This window comes from Pseudomonas brassicacearum (assembly GCF_003732265.1).
GTDB classification, from domain to species: domain Bacteria; phylum Pseudomonadota; class Gammaproteobacteria; order Pseudomonadales; family Pseudomonadaceae; genus Aquipseudomonas; species Aquipseudomonas brassicacearum_D.
Window position 1 is genome coordinate 937,181 of record NZ_MOBK01000001.1, and the last position, 19,358, is coordinate 956,538.

Below are 19,358 nucleotides of genomic sequence, written 5' to 3' on the forward strand. Positions count from 1 at the left end.
TTTGGCAATGCAATACAATCTCACCAGGATCGACCCCGATGCTCCTAACGAGCAGTATCCGATTGGCGAACGGGAAACCGTTTCCGATCCGTTAGAAGATCAAGTCCACAAAAACATCTTCATGGGCAAGCTCGAAGACGTGCTTAACGGCACGATCAACTGGGGGCGCAAGAACTCCCTGTGGCCGTATAACTTCGGTCTTTCGTGCTGCTACGTGGAAATGACCACCGCCTTCACGGCGCCCCACGACATCGCGCGCTTTGGCGCCGAGGTTATCCGGGCATCGCCGCGTCAGGCGGATTTCATGGTTATCGCCGGTACCTGCTTCATCAAGATGGCGCCGATCATTCAGCGTCTCTACGAGCAAATGCTCGAACCTAAATGGGTTATCTCCATGGGTTCGTGCGCCAACTCCGGTGGCATGTACGACATCTACTCTGTCGTTCAAGGGGTGGACAAGTTCCTGCCCGTGGACGTCTACGTGCCTGGCTGCCCGCCCCGTCCTGAAGCTTTCCTGCAAGGCTTGATGCTCTTGCAAGAGTCGATTGGACAGGAGCGTCGTCCGCTTTCCTGGGTCGTTGGTGATCAAGGCGTCTACCGCGCCGAGATGCCTTCCGAAAAGGAAAAGCGCCGCGAACAGCGAATCGCAGTCACCAACCTGCGCAGCCCCGACGAAGTCTGATCCAGATCTGCTTCTTTAATAGAACGAGACACTGGCTTCATTCTTTACGTTGACCGAAAGCGATAAATAACCATGACTACAGGCAGTGCTCTGTACATCCCGCCTTACAAGGCAGACGACCAGGATGTGGTCGTCGAACTGAACAACCGTTTTGGCGCGGACGCGTTCACCGCCCAGCCTACCCGCACCGGCATGCCGGTGCTTTGGGTTGCGCGTGCCAAACTCGTCGAAGTCCTGACCTTCCTGCGTAACCTGCCCAAGCCGTACGTCATGCTCTATGACCTGCACGGCGTGGACGAGCGTCTGCGCACCAAGCGTCAAGGACTGCCAAGCGGCGCCGACTTCACTGTGTTCTATCACTTGATGTCGATCGAACGTAACAGTGACGTGATGATCAAGGTCGCCTTGTCCGAGAGCGACCTCAACGTGCCGACCGTGACCGGTCTGTGGCCGAACGCCAACTGGTACGAGCGTGAAGTGTGGGACATGTACGGCATCAACTTTGCCGGTCACCCGCACCTGACCCGCATCATGATGCCGCCGACCTGGGAAGGTCACCCGCTGCGCAAGGACTTCCCGGCCCGTGCCACCGAGTTCGACCCGTTCACCCTGAACCTGGCCAAGCAACAGCTTGAGGAAGAAGCCGCGCGCTTCAAGCCTGAAGACTGGGGCATGAAGCGTTCCGGTGCGAACGAGGACTACATGTTCCTCAACCTCGGTCCCAACCACCCTTCCGCGCACGGTGCGTTCCGCATCATCCTGCAGCTGGACGGTGAAGAGATCGTCGATTGCGTACCAGACGTTGGCTACCACCACCGTGGTGCCGAGAAGATGGCCGAGCGTCAGTCCTGGCACAGTTTCATCCCGTACACCGACCGTATCGACTACCTCGGCGGCGTGATGAACAACCTGCCGTACGTGCTCTCGGTCGAGAAGCTGGCCGGCATCAAGGTGCCCGAGAAGGTCGACGTCATCCGCATCATGATGGCCGAGTTCTTCCGGATCACCAGCCACCTGCTGTTCCTGGGTACGTATATCCAGGACGTCGGCGCCATGACCCCGGTGTTCTTCACGTTCACCGACCGTCAAAAGGCGTACACGGTGATCGAAGCCATTACCGGTTTCCGTCTGCACCCGGCCTGGTACCGCATCGGTGGCGTCGCCCACGACCTGCCGCGCGGCTGGGAAAAACTGGTGAAAGACTTCGTCGAGTGGATGCCGAAGCGTCTGGACGAATACCAGAAAGCCGCCCTGGACAACAGCATCCTGCGTGGCCGGACCATCGGCGTCGCTGCCTACAACACCAAAGAGGCCCTGGAATGGGGCGTCACCGGTGCCGGCCTGCGTTCGACCGGTTGCGACTTCGACCTGCGCAAGGCACGTCCATACTCCGGTTACGAAAACTTCGAATTCGAAGTGCCGCTGGCCGCCAATGGCGATGCCTACGATCGTTGCATCGTGCGCGTCGAAGAAATGCGCCAGAGCATCAAGATCATCGAGCAGTGCATGCGCAACATGCCGGAAGGCCCGTACAAGGCGGATCACCCGCTGACCACGCCGCCGCCGAAAGAGCGCACGCTGCAGCACATCGAGACCCTGATCACGCACTTCCTGCAAGTTTCGTGGGGCCCGGTCATGCCGGCCAACGAATCCTTCCAGATGATCGAAGCGACCAAGGGCATCAACAGTTATTACCTGACGAGCGATGGCGGCACCATGAGCTACCGCACCCGGATTCGTACCCCAAGCTTCCCGCACCTGCAGCAGATCCCTTCGGTGATCAAAGGCAGCATGGTCGCGGACTTGATTGCGTACCTGGGTAGTATCGATTTCGTTATGGCCGACGTGGACCGCTAAGCATGAATAGCACGCTTATCCAGACAGACCGTTTCACCTTGAGTGAAACCGAGCGCTCGGCCATCGAGCACGAGTTGCATCACTACGAAGACCCGCGCGCGGCGTCGATCGAAGCCCTGAAGATCGTCCAGAAGGAACGTGGCTGGGTGCCGGACGGCGCTCTGTACGCCATCGGCGAGATCCTCGGCATCCCGGCGAGCGACGTTGAAGGTGTGGCGACGTTCTATAGCCAGATCTTCCGTCAACCCGTGGGCCGTCACATCATTCGCGTTTGCGACAGCATGGTCTGCTACATCGGTGGTCACGAATCCGTGGTCAGCGAAATCCAGAGCAAGCTGGGCATCGGCCTGGGTCAGACCACCGCCGACGGTCGTTTCACCCTGCTGCCGGTCTGCTGCCTCGGCAACTGCGACAAGGCGCCGGCGTTGATGATCGACGACGACACTTTCGGTGATGTGCAGCCTGCCGGCGTTGCCAAATTGCTCGAGGGCTACGTATGACCCTGACTTCCTTCGGTCCTGCCAACCGCATCAAGCGTTCGGCCGAGACTCACCCGCTGACCTGGCGTCTGCGTGACGACGGCGAAGCCGTGTGGCTCGACGAGTACCAGGCCAAGAACGGTTACGCCGCTGCGCGCAAGGCCTTTGCCGACATGGCGCAGGACGATATTGTCCAGACCGTGAAAGATTCCGGCTTGAAAGGTCGCGGCGGTGCAGGCTTCCCCACTGGCGTTAAGTGGGGCCTGATGCCCAAGGACGAATCCATCAACATCCGCTACCTGCTGTGCAACGCGGATGAAATGGAGCCGAACACCTGGAAAGACCGCATGCTGATGGAGCAACTGCCCCATCTGCTGATCGAAGGCATGCTGATCAGTGCTCGCGCGCTGAAAACCTATCGTGGCTACATCTTCCTGCGTGGCGAGTACACCACCGCCGCCAAGCACCTGAACCGTGCCGTGGAAGAAGCCAAGGCAGCAGGCCTGCTGGGCAAGAACATCCTGGGCAGCGGCTTCGATTTCGAGCTGTTCGTCCACACCGGCGCCGGGCGTTACATCTGCGGTGAAGAAACCGCACTGATCAACTCCCTCGAAGGCCGCCGCGCCAACCCGCGCTCCAAGCCGCCCTTCCCTGCCGCCGTTGGCGTGTGGGGCAAGCCGACCTGCGTGAACAACGTTGAAACCCTGTGCAACGTGCCGGCGATCATTGCCGACGGCGTGGACTGGTACAAATCGTTGTCCCGTGAAGGCAGTGAAGACATGGGCACCAAGCTCATGGGCTTCTCCGGCAAGGTCAAGAACCCGGGCCTGTGGGAACTGCCATTCGGCGTCACCGGTCGTGAGTTGTTCGAAGACTACGCTGGCGGCATGCGCGACGGCTTCAAGCTCAAGTGCTGGCAGCCTGGCGGCGCCGGTACCGGTTTCCTGTTGCCGGAACACCTGGACGCACAAATGTACGCCGGCGGCATCGCCAAGGTGGGCACCCGTATGGGTACCGGCCTGGCCATGGCGGTGGACGACAGCGTCAACATGGTTTCCCTGCTGCGCAACATGGAAGAGTTCTTCTCCCGTGAGTCGTGCGGTTTCTGCACCCCGTGCCGTGACGGTTTGCCGTGGAGCGTCAAGCTCCTGCGTGCGATCGAGAACGGTGAAGGGCAAGCCGGCGATATCGAGACCCTGCTGGGTCTGGTCGGCTTCCTCGGCCCTGGCAAGACCTTCTGTGCTCACGCACCGGGCGCCGTGGAGCCGTTGGGCAGCGCAATCAAATACTTCCGCCATGAGTTCGAAGCCGGCATCGCGCCTACCAGCGCCGTCGTCCCGCCTCTGGCACGGCCGATCGTAGTCGGCGCGTAAACGCTTAAAGAAGGCGAAGGGTCCGTGCCCTTCGCCTTCTCGTGTGATGACGCCTTTAACGGCTGTGTTGATTCACGCGAATAACAAGATTCCATTAGCCACGCCCGCTGACACCGGGCCAACGAAGAACTTTGAACCATGGCCACTATCCACGTAGACGGCAAAGAGCTCGAAGTCGATGGGGCAGACAACCTGTTACAGGCATGTCTGTCGCTAGGCCTCGATATCCCTTATTTCTGCTGGCACCCAGCCCTTGGCAGCGTTGGCGCTTGCCGCCAGTGCGCGGTCAAGCAGTACACCGACGAAAACGACAAGCGTGGTCGGATCGTCATGTCCTGCATGACGCCGGCGACCGACGGCAGCTGGATCTCCATCGACGACGAAGAAGCGAAAGTGTTTCGCGCCAGCGTCGTTGAATGGCTGATGACCAACCACCCTCACGACTGCCCGGTCTGTGAAGAAGGCGGTCACTGCCACCTGCAAGACATGACGGTAATGACCGGCCACAACGAGCGCCGTTACCGCTTCACCAAGCGTACCCACCAGAACCAGCAACTGGGCCCGTTCATTTCCCACGAAATGAACCGCTGCATCGCTTGCTACCGCTGCGTGCGCTTCTATAAGGATTACGCTGGCGGCACCGACCTCGGTGTGTTCGGCGCCCACGACAACGTGTACTTCGGTCGCGTTGAAGACGGCACCCTCGAAAGCGAGTTCTCCGGCAACCTCACCGAGGTCTGCCCGACCGGTGTGTTCACCGACAAGACTCACTCCGAGCGCTACAACCGCAAGTGGGACATGCAGTTCTCGCCGAGCATCTGCCATGGCTGCTCCAGCGGTTGCAACATCTCCCCGGGCGAGCGCTACGGTGAACTGCGTCGTATCGAAAACCGTTTCAACGGTTCGGTAAACCAGTACTTCCTGTGCGACCGTGGCCGTTTCGGCTATGGCTACGTCAACCGCGAAGACCGCCCGCGTCAGCCTCTGCTGGCCAACGGCGCCAAGCTGGGCCTCGACGAAGCGCTGGACAAAGCCGCTGACCTGCTGCGCGGTCGCAACATCGTCGGTATCGGTTCGCCGCGTGCCAGCCTTGAAAGCAACTACGCGTTGCGCGAGCTGGTGGGCGCCGAGCACTTCTACTCCGGTATCGAAGCCGCCGAGCTGGAGCGCATTCGTCTGGTCATGCAGGTGCTGAAAGACAGCCCGCTGCCGATCCCGAACATGCGCGACATCGAAGACCACGACGCGATTTTCGTTCTCGGTGAAGACCTGACCCAAACCGCAGCGCGTATGGCCCTGTCCCTGCGTCAATCGGTCAAAGGCAAGGCCGAAGACATGGCCGACGCCATGCGCGTTCAGCCTTGGCTCGACGCCGCGGTGAAGAACATCGGTCAGCACGCGCTGAACCCGCTGTTCATCGCCAGCCTGGCTGAAACCAAGCTCGACGACGTCGCCGAAGAATGCGTTCACGCAGCACCGGACGACCTGGCCCGCATCGGTTTCGCCGTGGCTCACGCCCTCGACGCCAGCGCCCCGGCCGTTGAAGGCCTGGACACTGAAGCCCTCGAACTGGCCAAGCGCATTGCCGACGCCCTGCTCGCCGCCAAGCGTCCATTGATCATTGCCGGCACCTCGTTGGGTTCCAAGGCGCTGATCGAAGCGGCTGCGAACATCGCCAAAGCCTTGAAGCTGCGCGAGAAGAACGGTTCCCTCAGCCTGATCGTGCCAGAGGCCAACAGCCTCGGCCTGGCCATGCTCGGTGGTGACTCGGTCGACGCCGCGCTGCAAGCCGTGATCGATGGCAAGGCCGACGCCATCGTCGTGCTGGAAAACGATCTGTACACCCGTACCGACAAAGCCAAGGTTGATGCTGCACTGACCGCCGCGAAAGTGGTGATCGTTGCCGACCATCAAAAAACCGCCACCAGCGATCGCGCGCACCTGGTTCTGCCAGCCGCCAGCTTCGCTGAAGGCGACGGCACCCTGGTCAGCCAGGAAGGTCGCGCACAGCGTTTCTTCCAGGTCTTTGATCCGAAGTACATGGACGCAAGCATCCTGGTTCACGAAGGCTGGCGCTGGCTGCATGCCCTGCGTTCGACCCTGCTGAACCAGCCGATCGACTGGACCCAGCTGGACCACGTCACCGCTGCCGTCGCCTCGAGCACGCCGCAACTGGCGCGCATCGTTGATGCCGCACCGTCCGCCGCGTTCCGCATCAAGGGCATGAAACTGGCCCGCGAACCGCTGCGTTATTCCGGTCGTACCGCCATGCGTGCTGACATCAGCGTGCACGAGCCGCGTACCCCGCAAGACAACGACACCGCGTTCAACTTCTCGATGGAAGGTTACTCGGGCTCGGTCGAACCGCGTCAGCAAGTGCCATTCGCCTGGTCTCCGGGCTGGAACTCGCCGCAAGCCTGGAACAAGTTCCAGGACGAAGTCGGTGGTCACATCCGCGCTGGCGACCCGGGCACCCGCCTGATCGAAAGCACCGGTGACTCGCTGAACTGGTTCGCCGCTGTACCGCGTGCGTTCAACCCGGCTCCGGGCACCTGGCAGGTTGTGCCGTTCTTCCACCTGCTCGGCAGCGAAGAGACTTCTTCGAAAGCCGCGCCGGTTCAGGAACGCATCCCGGCCGCTTACGTTGCCTTGGCCAAGTCCGAAGCCGATCGTCTGGGTGTCAATGACGGCGCCATGCTCAGCTTGAACGTTGCCGGCCAGACCCTGCGTCTGCCGCTGCGCATCAACGAAGAACTGGGTGCCGGTCTGGTTGCATTGCCTGCGGGCATCGCCGGCATTCCGCCAGCGATCTTTGGCAAATCCGTTGACGGTCTGCAGGAGGCAGCGCAATGACTTGGTTCACTCCTGAAGTGATCGACGTGATCATCGCAGTCATTCAGGCCATCGTGATTCTGCTCGCCGTGGTGGTGTGCGGCGCGCTGCTCAGCTGGGTCGAGCGTCGTTTGCTCGCCCTCTGGCAGGACCGTTACGGTCCGAACCGCGTCGGCCCGTTCGGCGCGTTCCAGATCGCGGCCGACATGATCAAGATGTTCTTCAAGGAAGACTGGACCCCACCGTTCGCCGACAAGATGATCTTCACGTTGGCACCAGTCGTGGCCATGAGCGCCCTGCTGATTGCCTTCGCGATCATCCCGATCACCCCGACCTGGGGCGTGGCGGACCTGAACATCGGCATCCTGTTCTTCTTCGCCATGGCCGGTCTGTCGGTCTACGCGGTGTTGTTCGCCGGTTGGTCGAGTAACAACAAGTTCGCCCTGTTGGGCAGCTTGCGGGCCTCGGCACAAACCGTGTCGTACGAAGTGTTCATGGGCCTGTCGCTGATGGGCATCGTGATCCAGGTCGGCTCGTTCAACATGCGCGACATCGTTGATTACCAGGCCCAGCACCTGTGGTTCATCATTCCGCAGATCTTCGGTTTCCTGACCTTCTTCATCGCTGGCGTCGCCGTGACTCACCGTCACCCGTTCGACCAGCCGGAAGCGGAACAGGAACTGGCCGACGGTTACCACATTGAATACGCCGGCATGAAATGGGGCATGTTCTTCGTCGGTGAGTACATCGGCATCGTGCTGATTTCGGCGCTGCTGGTGACCTTGTTCTTCGGTGGCTGGCACGGTCCGTTCGATATCCTGCCGCAGATCCCGTTCATCTGGTTTGCACTGAAAACCGCGTTCTTCATCATGATCTTCATCCTGCTGCGCGCTTCGATTCCGCGCCCACGGTATGACCAAGTGATGGATTTCAGCTGGAAGTTCTGCCTGCCGCTGACCCTCGTCAACATGCTGGTGACCGCTGCGATCGTGTTGCTCAACACGCCCGCCGTCGCGGCTCAGTGAGGATAGAGAATCATGAAGTACATATTTGACATCGTGCATGGCTTCTTCACCCAGCTTCGCAGCCTGGTGATGATTTTCGGCCACGCCTTCCGCAAGCGCGACACGCTGCAGTACCCGGAAGAAGCCGTGTACCTGCCGCCGCGCTACCGTGGCCGTATCGTCCTGACCCGCGACCCTGATGGCGAAGAGCGTTGTGTAGCCTGCAACCTGTGCGCCGTAGCGTGCCCGGTGGGCTGCATCTCGCTGCAGAAAGCTGAAACCGAAGACGGTCGATGGTACCCGGACTTCTTCCGCATCAACTTCTCGCGCTGCATTTTCTGCGGCCTCTGCGAGGAAGCCTGCCCGACCACCGCAATCCAGCTGACACCGGATTTCGAGATGGCCGAGTTCAAACGTCAGGACCTGGTGTACGAGAAAGAAGATCTGCTGATCTCCGGCCCCGGCAAAAACCCTGATTACAACTTCTATCGTGTTGCAGGTATGGCGATTGCCGGGAAGCCGAAAGGCTCCGCGCAGAACGAAGCCCAGCCGATCAACGTGAAGAGCTTGCTGCCTTAAGGAAGAAAGATGGAATTCGCTTTCTATTTCGCATCGGGTATCGCTGTGGTGTCCACGCTTCGCGTGATCACCAACACCAACCCCGTGCACGCCCTGCTCTACCTGATCATTTCGCTGATCGCCGTGGCCATGACGTTCTTCGCCCTCGGCGCACCGTTTGCCGGTGTCCTGGAAGTGATCGCCTACGCTGGCGCCATCATGGTGCTGTTCGTGTTCGTGGTGATGATGCTGAACCTGGGCCCGGCCTCGGTTCAGCAAGAGCGCGTCTGGCTCAAGCCCGGTATCTGGCTCGGCCCGGTCGCCCTCGGCACCCTGCTGCTGGTTGAACTGCTGTACGTGCTGTTCAGCCATTCCAGCGGCCAGGCCATCGGCCACACCACCGTAGACGCCAAGGCCGTGGGCATCAGCCTGTTCGGTCCGTACCTGCTGGTGGTCGAACTCGCCTCGATGCTGCTGCTTGCTGCAGCCGTCACGGCGTTCCACTTGGGCCGCAACGAAGCCAAGGAGCAATGACGATGCCTGCTATCCCTATGGAGCATGGTCTGGCGGTCGCCGGCATCCTGTTCTGCCTCGGTCTGGTCGGCCTGATGGTCCGCCGCAACATCCTTTTCGTGCTGATGAGCCTGGAGGTCATGATGAATGCCTCCGCACTGGCATTCATTGTTGCCGGTAGCCGCTGGGCGCAGCCGGATGGACAGATCATGTTCATCCTGGTGATCAGCCTGGCAGCCGCCGAGGCCAGTATTGGCCTGGCGATTCTGTTGCAGCTGTATCGCCGCTTCCACACTCTCGATATCGACGCTGCCAGCGAGATGCGCGGATGAATCTTCTCTATCTGACTTTCGTATTCCCTCTCATAGGTTTCCTGCTGCTGGCGTTCTCACGCGGCCGCTTCTCGGAAAACCTGTCGGCGCTGATCGGCGTCGGTTCCATCGGTCTGTCGGCCATCGTCACGGCTTACGTGATCTGGCAGTTCAACGTCGCCCCGCCCGAGGGCGGTCACTACACCCAGGTGTTGTGGCAGTGGATGGCGGTTGAAGGCTTTACGCCGAACTTCGCGCTGTACCTGGATGGCCTGTCGGTCACCATGCTCGGTGTGGTCGTCGGCGTCGGCTTCCTGATCCACCTGTTCGCGTCCTGGTACATGCGCGGTGAAGCCGGTTACTCGCGCTTCTTCGCCTACACCAACCTGTTTATCGCCAGCATGCTGTTCCTGGTCCTGGGCGATAACCTGTTGTTCCTGTACTTCGGCTGGGAAGGCGTGGGCCTGTGTTCGTACCTGTTGATCGGTTTCTACTACAGCAACCGCAACAACGGTAACGCGGCACTCAAGGCCTTCATCGTCACCCGTATCGGCGACGTGTTCATGGCCATCGGCCTGTTCATCCTGTTCCAACAGTTGGGCACGCTGAACATCCAGGAACTGCTGGTCAAGGCACCTGAGCACTTCAAGGTCGGCGACTTCTGGATCGTTCTGGCGACCCTGATGCTGCTGGGCGGCGCTGTCGGTAAATCCGCGCAACTGCCGCTGCAAACCTGGCTGGCGGATGCGATGGCCGGTCCTACCCCGGTTTCGGCACTGATCCACGCGGCAACCATGGTGACCGCAGGCGTTTACCTGATTGCCCGTACCCACGGCCTGTTTGCGTTGGCGCCGGACATCCTGCACCTCGTCGGCATCGTCGGCGGCGTGACCCTGGTGCTCGCCGGTTTCGCGGCACTGGTTCAGACCGACATCAAACGTATCCTCGCCTACTCGACCATGAGCCAGATCGGCTACATGTTCCTGGCGCTGGGCGTTGGCGCATGGGAAGGCGCGATCTTCCACCTGATGACCCACGCCTTCTTCAAGGCGCTGCTGTTCCTTGCCTCCGGTGCGGTGATCGTTGCCTGCCACCACGAGCAGAACATCTTCAAGATGGGCGGCCTGTGGAAGAAACTGCCGCTGGCCTACACCAGCTTCATCGTCGGCGGCGCGGCACTGTCTGCCCTGCCACTGGTGACCGCAGGCTTCTACTCCAAGGACGAAATCCTCTGGGAAGCGTTCGCCAGCGGCAACCACGGTCTGTTGTACGCAGGTCTGGTCGGCGCGTTCATGACTTCGCTGTACACCTTCCGCCTGATCTTCATCGCGTTCCACGGTGAAGCGAAGACCGAAGCGCACGCCGGTCACGGTATCGCTCACTGGCTGCCACTGTCGGTGCTGATCGTGCTGTCGACCTTCGTCGGCGCGATGATCGTTCCGCCGCTGCACGGTGTGCTGCCGGAAAGCGTCGGCCATGCCGGCGGCGAAGCCAAGCACAGCCTGGAAATCGCTTCGGGCGCCATCGCCCTGGCCGGTATCCTGCTGGCCGCGCTGCTGTTTCTCGGCAAGCGTCGTTTTGTCACTGCAATTGCCAACAGCGGCATCGGCCGCTTCCTTTCGGCCTGGTGGTTCGCTGCCTGGGGCTTCGACTGGATCTACGACAAACTGTTCGTCAAGCCATACCTTGCGATCAGCCACGTACTGCGCAAAGACCCGCTCGACCAGACCATCGGTCTGATCCCGCGTATGGCCAAAGGCGGCCACACCGCCCTGAGCCGTACCGAAACCGGTCAACTGCGTTGGTACGCGGCCTCGATGGCAGCCGGCTCCGTGCTGGTCATCGGCGCCATCGTGCTGGTAGCGGTCTGAATATGAACCTTGCGAACTTGCGAAAGGAATTGAGCCCGTCATGATTCTGCCTTGGCTAATCCTGATCCCCTTCATCGGCGGCCTGCTGTGCTGGATGGGTGAGCGCTTCGGCGCCACCCTCCCCCGCTGGATTGCGCTGTTGACCATGACCCTGGAACTCGCACTCGGCCTCTGGCTGTGGGCCCACGGTAATTATTCATTTGCTCCGGCGCCTGGCGCCGATCCGACCTGGGCGCTTGAGTTCAAGCACGTCTGGATCCAGCGTTTCGGCATCAGCGTGCACCTGGCCCTCGACGGCCTGTCGCTGCTGATGATCCTGCTGACCGGTCTGCTGGGTATCCTCTCGGTACTGTGCTCGTGGAAAGAGATTCAACGTCACGTTGGCTTCTTCCACCTGAACCTGATGTGGATCCTGGGCGGTGTCGTCGGCGTGTTCCTCGCCCTCGACCTGTTCATGTTCTTCTTCTTCTGGGAAATGATGCTGGTGCCGATGTACTTCCTCATCGCGCTCTGGGGTCACAGTTCTTCGGACGGCAAGAAAACCCGGATCTACGCGGCGACCAAGTTCTTCATCTTCACTCAGGCGTCCGGCCTGATTATGTTGGTGGCGATCCTGGGCCTGGTACTGGTCAACTTCAACAGCACCGGCGTGATCACCTTCAACTACGCCGACCTGCTGAAAACCAAGATGTCACTCACCACCGAGTACATCCTGATGCTCGGCTTCTTCATCGCCTTCGCGGTGAAGCTGCCGGTCGTACCGTTCCACTCCTGGTTGCCTGACGCTCACGCCCAGGCACCCACCGCGGGTTCGGTCGACCTGGCCGGTATCTTGTTGAAGACGGCGGCTTACGGCCTGCTGCGTTTCGCCCTGCCGCTGTTCCCGAATGCCTCGGCCGAGTTCGCGCCGTTTGCCATGACCCTGGGTCTGATCGGGATCTTCTACGGTGCGTTCCTGGCCTTCGCCCAAACCGACATCAAGCGTCTGATCGCCTACTCCTCCGTTTCCCACATGGGCTTCGTGTTGATCGGCATCTACTCCGGCAGCCAACTGGCGCTGCAGGGCGCGGTGATGCAGATGCTGGCGCACGGTCTGTCGGCGGCGGCACTCTTTATCCTCAGCGGTCAGTTGTACGAGCGCACCCACACCCGCGACATGCGTGAAATGGGTGGACTTTGGTCGAAGATTGCTTACCTGCCGGCCATCAGCCTGTTCTTCGCAGCAGCGTCCCTGGGCTTGCCGGGTACCGGTAACTTCGTCGGTGAGTTCCTGATCCTGATCGGCACCTTCGCCGCTGCGCCGTGGATCACCGCGATCGCAACGTCGGGCCTGGTGTTCGGTTCGGTCTACTCGCTGATCATGATCCACCGTGCCTACTTCGGCCCGTCCAAGTCGGACGCGGTGTTGCATGGCATGGATGGTCGCGAACTGATCATGGTGGTCGGTCTGGCGGCGCTGCTGATTTACATCGGCGTGTACCCACAACCGTTCCTCGATACCTCTGCCGCGACGATGCATGGCGTGCAGCAGTGGCTCGGCTCCGCCTTCACTCAACTCGCTTCGGCCCGGTAAGAGCGCTATGGAATTCACGACTCAACACTTTATCGCGCTAGCGCCGTTGTTGATCACCAGCGCCACGATCATCGTGGTGATGCTGGCGATTGCCTGGCGCCGCAACCACTCGCAGACCTTCCTTATTTCCGTGGCGGGCCTGAACCTGGCGCTGCTGTCGATCCTGCCAGCCCTGAAAGTCGCGCCATTGGCCGTGACCCCGTTGCTGCAAATCGATAGCTTTGCCTGCTTGTACATGGCGCTGATCCTGGTCGCCACCCTCGCTTGTGTGACCCTCGCCCACGCCTACCTCGGCGATGGCGGTTCGGGTTACCCGGGCAACCGTGAAGAACTGTACCTGCTGATCCTGATGTCCGCCGCCGGTGGCCTGGTTCTGGTCAGCGCGCAACACCTGGCCGGGTTGTTCATCGGTCTGGAACTGTTGTCGGTGCCGGTCTACGGTCTGGTGGCCTACGCCTTCTTCAACAAGCGTTCGCTGGAAGCCGGTATCAAGTACATGGTGCTGTCGGCCGCCGGTTCTGCGTTCCTGTTGTTCGGCATGGCATTGCTGTACGCCGATTCGGGCAGCCTGAGCTTCGTCGGTATCGGCCAGGCGCTGGCCGCCACCGGCCTGCCAAGCTCGCTGGCGCAACTGGGCCTGGGCATGATGCTGATCGGTCTGGCGTTCAAGCTGTCGCTGGTGCCGTTCCACCTCTGGACCCCGGACGTGTACGAAGGTGCTCCGGCACCGGTGGCCGCGTTCCTGGCCACCGCTTCCAAAGTCGCTGTGTTCGCGGTGATGGTGCGTCTGTTCCAGATCTCTCCAGCGGCAAGCAGCGGTGTGCTGAGCGACGTACTGACCATTATCGCCATCGCGTCGATCCTGTTCGGTAACCTGCTGGCACTGACCCAGAGCAACCTCAAGCGTCTGCTGGGTTACTCGTCCATCGCCCACTTCGGTTACCTGCTGATCGCCCTGGTGGCGAGCAAGGGTCTGGCCGTGGAAGCCATCGGCGTGTACCTGGTCACCTACGTGATCACCAGCCTCGGCGCGTTCGGCGTAATCACCCTGATGTCCTCGCCGTACAACGGCCGTGACGCGGATGCCCTGTACGAATACCGCGGCCTGTTCTGGCGCCGTCCGTACCTGACCGCCGTACTGACCGTGATGATGCTGTCCCTGGCCGGTATCCCGCTGACCGCGGGCTTCATCGGCAAGTTCTACATCATCGCGACCGGTGTCGAATCGCATCAATGGTGGCTCGTCGGTTCCCTGGTACTGGGCAGCGCCATCGGCGTTTTCTACTACCTGCGTGTGATGGTCACCCTGTACCTGATCGAGCCGAACCTGCGTCGCCACGATGCGCAACTGCACTGGGAACAACGTGCAGGCGGCGTGATGCTGCTGGCTATCGCTGTCGTAGCGTTCTTCCTCGGCGTTTACCCGCAGCCTCTGCTGGTCCTGGTTCAACAGGCCGGCTTGGCGGGTTGATCGCTTAAGCGACACGCGGTAGAAAACAGAAACGGCACCTTCGGGTGCCGTTTTTGCGTTTGTGGGATGTGTTGCGGCTGCCCTGCCCTCCTTGTGCAATTCCAGAAAGCTCAGGCGGGATTGTCCGCTCCTATGGGAAAGCTAAATCTTTTGGAGTCCTACGGGGGTGCCCTTTAATGCTTGACCTGAGGTACGCGGATAAATCGGACTTCCCCTACACCTAAAACGGAATCACCCGGCATTCAAACTTGAGGCTGCTCGCCAAAGTCCACCGTTTTACGAATCGGGACACGGACGTGACTAGACTCATCCCCAAAAGCGAACTCCATGGCCAACGTAACCAACTACTCGACCCTTACCACGCGATGGAAGACTTTCGACAGGCGCTGAACCGCCCGGATGAACTACCTGGCTTCGACGACTTGCTAAACGCAATGGGCCTCAATCGATCCAACTACATGCAAGGAGCCAACCAGCGAAAACTGATCGAGGCTGTCAGGAACGGCGACTGGGTAGTGGTGAAACCATGAGTCGTTACAGACAACGGCGGAGCGTCCTGGAACGCATTTAAACCCAAACCCGAGCCACCACCGGCCCAGCATCTGGTAGAAGAACACGCCTACACCCTGCCTCATCCGGTGGAATCCGGTTTTCACATCGTTCAGAAACCTGTGACTCTCGAAGCGTTGGAGCGCTCGCTGTACGAAGTCACACCCAGCGATGTGCTGCGCCGAGAGTTCCGGTCGCTCAATCGCCATCTCGATGAACAGGTAAAACCGGGGCAAATGGTCATCTTTAGCGACTCGCGCAACTATATGTGCCGACGCGAAGAGGCGCAGATGATGGCGGCTGCGGAAAAGGTGAATAAAGCGCTGAAAGATCTGACGGATGAAGAGGCATCATTCATGGTTGAGCACCATGAGGTGATTGAGCCGTTTTTGGGAGTTTCTTCCGGAGCGTTGGGTGTTGCATCCTTCATGGTAGGTCAGCATATGGACACGCTAAAAAACACACTGATAGAACTTGAGCGATTACACGTGGAGCAGCACCGCCAATATGGCCACCTGAATTCCCCGGACTTTTTTGCGAAACGTAAAAGACTTATGAAAAAACTGGATGCTGGTTTAGAACCTTTGGTTCGTAAAGCTACGGGACTATCAGATCATCCCAAACTGAAACGAGCACTAGGCTTGTCCACGCGAAGGATCGTGCACAACTGGAACAAGGCTGGAGCACCGAATCAATTGCCTGGCTACGCAACAAATATCGAGGGTGTGGCGCGAGCTTCAAAATATATGAAGGCAGGCGGTTATGTTGCGATTGGGCTGGGAGCGGGCTCTGCGGCGACGAAGATTTACGAAACCTGCCGCACCGGTCGCGAGGAAGAATGTCGTCAGGCGAAATTCGTAGAGGGGTCGAAACTGTCTGGAAACATCCTAGGCGGAGCAATAGCGGGCCGACTGGCGCCAACTCTTGCGCCAATGACATGCGCCGCGATTGGAGTAGGAACCGCTGGGACAGGAGGAGTCGTTTGCATGTTGGTTGTAAGCGGCCTGCTCGCCGCACAAATGGGAGACGGCGGTGGCCAAGCAGGAGAATTCATCGGTGAAAAACTGTACGAGGCGAGTAAATAATGCCCTTCGACCAAATTAACGACTTCCCCGGCAATCCACTTTTTATGTTGGACTACGTCTTTGCCGCTGATGGTCCTGGGATCGTTGGGACAACACTAAGGATCGCCCGTGATCGCCCAGCATCTTGACCTCATTTACCTCCTCTCATCGGGGGCTGTACTGCTACTTATTCTCCTCAGCGAGGCAATCGTGTTGTTTGCCGCCTATTTCCGGCTTGATCAAATGGAAGGCCACTTCATTGCGTCTCATCTTGTGGGCATTAATCGGAAAACTTTAGGAAACAGTCCGTTGGGACGAATGAAAAGGGTCCGGCAGATAGGCGCACTAACAGGTCGAATCACCTATTTTCAAATGCTGGATCGGTACGCGGTCATGGAGGCTGAAATCTTTCCGGAGCACCTCAAAAAATGGGTGAAGTTTCCGCGATACCTCATGCGGATCGCACTGACTGGAGCCTGTCTACTTTTGCTTTTGTTCGGGCTCGAGCGGATATTCAAGACAGTTTCCGAACCGGCAAGCGACCTGAAATTGCTATGTATGGCCGCATTGATCGCCTGTGTCGTCATGGCATTGATTGCGCTGTTTGTACGGACATACGTCAGTTTTTTCAAACTGGCTGAGATTGAATCCTTCCTGACAGAGTCGTACTTCGTCGCTCGCAATCGACGGGTGTTGGGAAACAGCGCTTATGGCCGTTTGTCCCGCTTGTCCCACATCTCGATCATTCTTTTACTGGACCATGATTTTTTGTCGGGAAGTGATCCTGATGCAATGAACGAGATTGCTCGCTTCCCATTACCCGTGCGACGCTGGGTCATCATTCCCGCTCGAATACTTGGCTATTCTTTTCTAGGTTATTGCGTGATCTATCTCGGCGGAGCCCTCTTTGGGGTATTTGCCTGACAGCAGCGAAACCGATTGTCAGCCTTTCAATAAAAACGCGGCCCTTCTGGCGCCGCGTTTTTTTGTGTCTGCTCAGTCTCGCTGATCAGCCAGCGGGGTCGACGTTATCCAACGCCTTGTTCACCGCCAGTTCGCCCAACATCACTACCTGCGAAATCCCCAGCAGCGTTCTGCGATGCGTGCCTTCCAGCAGCGCAGCAAAGTCGCCGAGCATGACCGTGGCCGATGCCAAGGATTCACAGGCATTGGCCAGCAACGATTCGGTATCGGCTTTGGGTTGACGAAGAACATTTCGTTGGGGGTGTATGGCGCGGCCATGATGTTGGCGGTGGGATTCAGATAGTAGTCGAGCGCGCGGTCGGCGGCTTCATGGAGTTTTCGGGTGTCGACAGAGGCGTAAGGGGATGTTGAGTCGGCGTCCGCAACGGAGTCTGCTTTGGGAGGGTTGGGTGTTGGTTTTTTCATAAGTAATTCCGGTGTGTGGCTGTGGAGCTGACCCATTCGGTTCCAATCGAAGGGGTGGCAGCTGTACGCAGGTTGGAACCCGGGACACCGAAAACCCGACAGACTCGAAGTCTCCCGCGTACAGCCGCCATAACGGAGTGCATACCATCAAGGTGCGCAAGCATACGTCATGAAAGCCACTTTTGCGCTTTCGGGGTGCCGGGGTTCCAATCCCGATCGCTGAATTGGCAGCGACGCTCACAGGCTAGAGAACGGACGTCCGACGGACAACCTGAAAACACTGTGGGAAGGTTCAGCTAATTCCACTAAACACTTAAACATTCAGAATAGAAATACGAACTGTGGTGCACGGAATTATAAGACCTGCTCCCACAGATTTAGAAGTGTAGACGAAGCCTGCTGCCCCCCGCGTCAGTCCTACTGCCAAGTATCCCCTCCCTTTTATCGAATGCTCTCACCGTACTGGTCGCCTTGTCCTACAGGTGTTTTTACGACCGGGGTCTACCGTTGAAATCAGAAACGAAAAGGATGGCGCTGATGCCTTGACCGATTCGATTATCGAGACACACTATACGTAGGTAGCGTACAGAACATGGATGCTCTTTTTATCGAATTACCTATGTTTCAGAAACACCGAGACGATTACCTGGATGACGATCTGTTTCGCAGCCTCCAGCTGGAGTTGCTGAAAAATCCGGAAGCGGGCGATCTCATCGAGTGCACCGGTGGGCTGCGCAAAATCCGCTTCTGCGATCAACGCCGAGGCAAGGGCAAGCGCAGCGGATTACGGGTGATTTATTACTGGTGGTCAGGCTTCGATCAATTCTGGTTATTCACCGTGTACGACAAAAACGAGCAAGACGACCTGTCGCCCGCCCAGAGAAAAATTTTCAGACAAGCGCTAGCAAGAGAAATCAACACGAGATCCCACTATGAAACGTGACATTTTTTCCGAACTGATGGATGGCCTCGAAGCCCTGGCCGATGAGCGCCAAGGCAAGATCACGTTGCGAACCCACAAAGTCCAGTTGCCAAAGCTGGTGCCGATCACTGCCGAGGAAGTGGTAGCCATCCGCCAACAGCTCAACCTCTCCCGGTCCGTGTTCGCCATGTACCTGCGCACTAACACCCGGACCCTCGAGAACTGGGAACAGGGACGCGCAACGCCCAATGCCCAGGCAACAACACTCATCCGATTGGTTGAACGTTTTCCGCAGACGATCGAACAGCTCGCAGCCCTGTCCTGAACCATCGAGGCATATCGGCACCTTCGGGAGCCGTTTTTCGTTTGTCGTAGGCCGAGAACCCAAACCACGAGACGCTCCGTTACTCCTTTCCACGCAAATGCTGTAGGAGCATTCGTCAAACTAAAGACTAAAGCGAACACAAAAAACAGTTATTGAGATTCTTCCCTGTTATCTGGCTGAAATTTCCCACAAGTGACAACGAAAAAGTTCAACCAACTATTCGTTTTGTAATGTCGCTCTTGGCGAAACTCACCACGGCGTCACGCAATACTCAGTCAATACATCAATTGTTGTGTACGTATTTCCGCGCTACTTCAACACGCCTTCGACACCTCCTGACATTTTTGACGGCCTGAACGCATGGCGAATACATTTGATCCGTGCTCGACAAAGCACATCCCACTAACAACAAGAGGATTCAATCATGGGTTATATCTCCAGCTGGAACGCTAACAAAGTCATCGATCTTGAACAGCAGGAAGCCCCCACTGCCGAACAGATCGAAGCACTTCAATTGACCGAGGAAGAACAGGCCGAACTGCAAGCCGATTAAAAAAACCGGGGGCAATGCCCCCGGTTTCTCGA

Annotated in this window: 18 protein-coding genes and 1 pseudogene; 18 read left to right on the plus strand and 1 reads right to left on the minus strand. The window is 58.8% G+C overall.

Annotation, left to right across the window (positions count from 1 at the left end; all coding sequences use genetic code 11):
- Positions 1–7: 7 nt before the first annotated feature.
- From BK660_RS04470 to BK660_RS04540, 15 genes are all read left to right on the plus strand, one after another.
- A complete protein-coding gene (locus BK660_RS04470) occupies positions 8–682 on the plus strand; it encodes a NuoB/complex I 20 kDa subunit family protein (protein ID WP_007946424.1) in 675 nt (224 codons plus the stop codon).
- Positions 683–754: 72 nt separating this feature from the next.
- Positions 755–2,539 carry an NADH-quinone oxidoreductase subunit C/D gene (gene nuoC / locus BK660_RS04475; RefSeq protein WP_027925112.1) on the plus strand — a complete coding sequence of 595 codons (1,785 nt, stop codon included), beginning with the start codon at positions 755–757 and terminating at the stop codon, positions 2,537–2,539.
- 2 nt (positions 2,540–2,541) lie between these two features.
- The gene (gene nuoE / locus BK660_RS04480; RefSeq protein WP_008020715.1) at positions 2,542–3,039 is read left to right on the plus strand and encodes an NADH-quinone oxidoreductase subunit NuoE; all 498 of its coding nucleotides are present in this window, start codon (positions 2,542–2,544) and stop codon (positions 3,037–3,039) included.
- Positions 3,036–4,391 carry an NADH-quinone oxidoreductase subunit NuoF gene (nuoF, locus tag BK660_RS04485; protein ID WP_027925111.1) on the plus strand — a complete coding sequence of 452 codons (1,356 nt, stop codon included), beginning with the start codon at positions 3,036–3,038 and terminating at the stop codon, positions 4,389–4,391. The genes nuoE and nuoF overlap by 4 nt, the downstream gene beginning before the upstream one ends.
- Before the next feature lie 138 nt (positions 4,392–4,529).
- Positions 4,530–7,244 (plus strand): NADH-quinone oxidoreductase subunit NuoG, encoded by a 2,715-nt coding sequence (gene nuoG, locus BK660_RS04490; protein WP_123432257.1) that lies wholly within the window; start codon positions 4,530–4,532, stop codon positions 7,242–7,244.
- Positions 7,241–8,248 carry an NADH-quinone oxidoreductase subunit NuoH gene (nuoH, locus tag BK660_RS04495; protein WP_027925109.1) on the plus strand — a complete coding sequence of 336 codons (1,008 nt, stop codon included), beginning with the start codon at positions 7,241–7,243 and terminating at the stop codon, positions 8,246–8,248. The genes nuoG and nuoH overlap by 4 nt, the downstream gene beginning before the upstream one ends.
- Before the next feature lie 12 nt (positions 8,249–8,260).
- Positions 8,261–8,806 (plus strand): NADH-quinone oxidoreductase subunit NuoI, encoded by a 546-nt coding sequence (gene nuoI / locus BK660_RS04500; protein WP_007946418.1) that lies wholly within the window; start codon positions 8,261–8,263, stop codon positions 8,804–8,806.
- A 9-nt stretch (positions 8,807–8,815) separates the two neighbouring features.
- A complete protein-coding gene (gene nuoJ, locus BK660_RS04505) occupies positions 8,816–9,319 on the plus strand; it encodes an NADH-quinone oxidoreductase subunit J (protein WP_027925107.1) in 504 nt (167 codons plus the stop codon).
- Positions 9,320–9,321: 2 nt separating this feature from the next.
- Positions 9,322–9,630 (plus strand): NADH-quinone oxidoreductase subunit NuoK, encoded by a 309-nt coding sequence (nuoK, locus tag BK660_RS04510; protein ID WP_007946416.1) that lies wholly within the window; start codon positions 9,322–9,324, stop codon positions 9,628–9,630.
- Positions 9,627–11,480: an NADH-quinone oxidoreductase subunit L gene (gene nuoL, locus BK660_RS04515; RefSeq protein WP_123432258.1), complete on the plus strand. Its 1,854-nt coding sequence runs from the start codon at positions 9,627–9,629 to the stop codon at positions 11,478–11,480. Before nuoK ends, nuoL begins: the two co-directional genes overlap by 4 nt.
- A 40-nt stretch (positions 11,481–11,520) precedes the next feature.
- The gene (nuoM, locus tag BK660_RS04520) at positions 11,521–13,053 is read left to right on the plus strand and encodes an NADH-quinone oxidoreductase subunit M (protein WP_123432259.1); all 1,533 of its coding nucleotides are present in this window, start codon (positions 11,521–11,523) and stop codon (positions 13,051–13,053) included.
- Between the two features lie 7 nt (positions 13,054–13,060).
- A complete protein-coding gene (nuoN, locus tag BK660_RS04525; RefSeq protein ID WP_123432260.1) occupies positions 13,061–14,524 on the plus strand; it encodes an NADH-quinone oxidoreductase subunit NuoN in 1,464 nt (487 codons plus the stop codon).
- Between the two features lie 296 nt (positions 14,525–14,820).
- Positions 14,821–15,054, plus strand: coding sequence for an iron-containing alcohol dehydrogenase (locus BK660_RS32415; protein WP_148057422.1), 234 nt, complete (start codon positions 14,821–14,823; stop codon positions 15,052–15,054).
- A gap of 141 nt (positions 15,055–15,195) precedes the next feature.
- Positions 15,196–16,158, plus strand: coding sequence for a hypothetical protein (locus BK660_RS04535; RefSeq protein ID WP_148057423.1), 963 nt, complete (start codon positions 15,196–15,198; stop codon positions 16,156–16,158).
- 108 nt (positions 16,159–16,266) lie between these two features.
- Positions 16,267–17,061 (plus strand): hypothetical protein, encoded by a 795-nt coding sequence (locus BK660_RS04540; protein ID WP_259698478.1) that lies wholly within the window; start codon positions 16,267–16,269, stop codon positions 17,059–17,061.
- Positions 17,062–17,146: 85 nt separating this feature from the next.
- On the opposite strand, the pseudogene BK660_RS04545 reads toward BK660_RS04540, so the two are convergent.
- Positions 17,147–17,526 (minus strand): annotated as a pseudogene (locus tag BK660_RS04545) (DUF6124 family protein).
- Between the two features lie 592 nt (positions 17,527–18,118).
- On the opposite strand from BK660_RS04545, the gene BK660_RS04550 reads away from it, so the two are divergent.
- The 3 genes from BK660_RS04550 (at position 18,119) to BK660_RS32945 (ending at position 19,326) form a co-directional block, all read left to right on the plus strand.
- Positions 18,119–18,469 (plus strand): toxin, encoded by a 351-nt coding sequence (locus tag BK660_RS04550; RefSeq protein ID WP_123432263.1) that lies wholly within the window; start codon positions 18,119–18,121, stop codon positions 18,467–18,469.
- Positions 18,459–18,773 carry a helix-turn-helix domain-containing protein gene (locus tag BK660_RS04555; protein WP_123432264.1) on the plus strand — a complete coding sequence of 105 codons (315 nt, stop codon included), beginning with the start codon at positions 18,459–18,461 and terminating at the stop codon, positions 18,771–18,773. Before BK660_RS04550 ends, BK660_RS04555 begins: the two co-directional genes overlap by 11 nt.
- A 424-nt stretch (positions 18,774–19,197) precedes the next feature.
- Positions 19,198–19,326: a hypothetical protein gene (locus BK660_RS32945; RefSeq protein WP_259698479.1), complete on the plus strand. Its 129-nt coding sequence runs from the start codon at positions 19,198–19,200 to the stop codon at positions 19,324–19,326.
- Positions 19,327–19,358 lie beyond the last annotated feature (32 nt).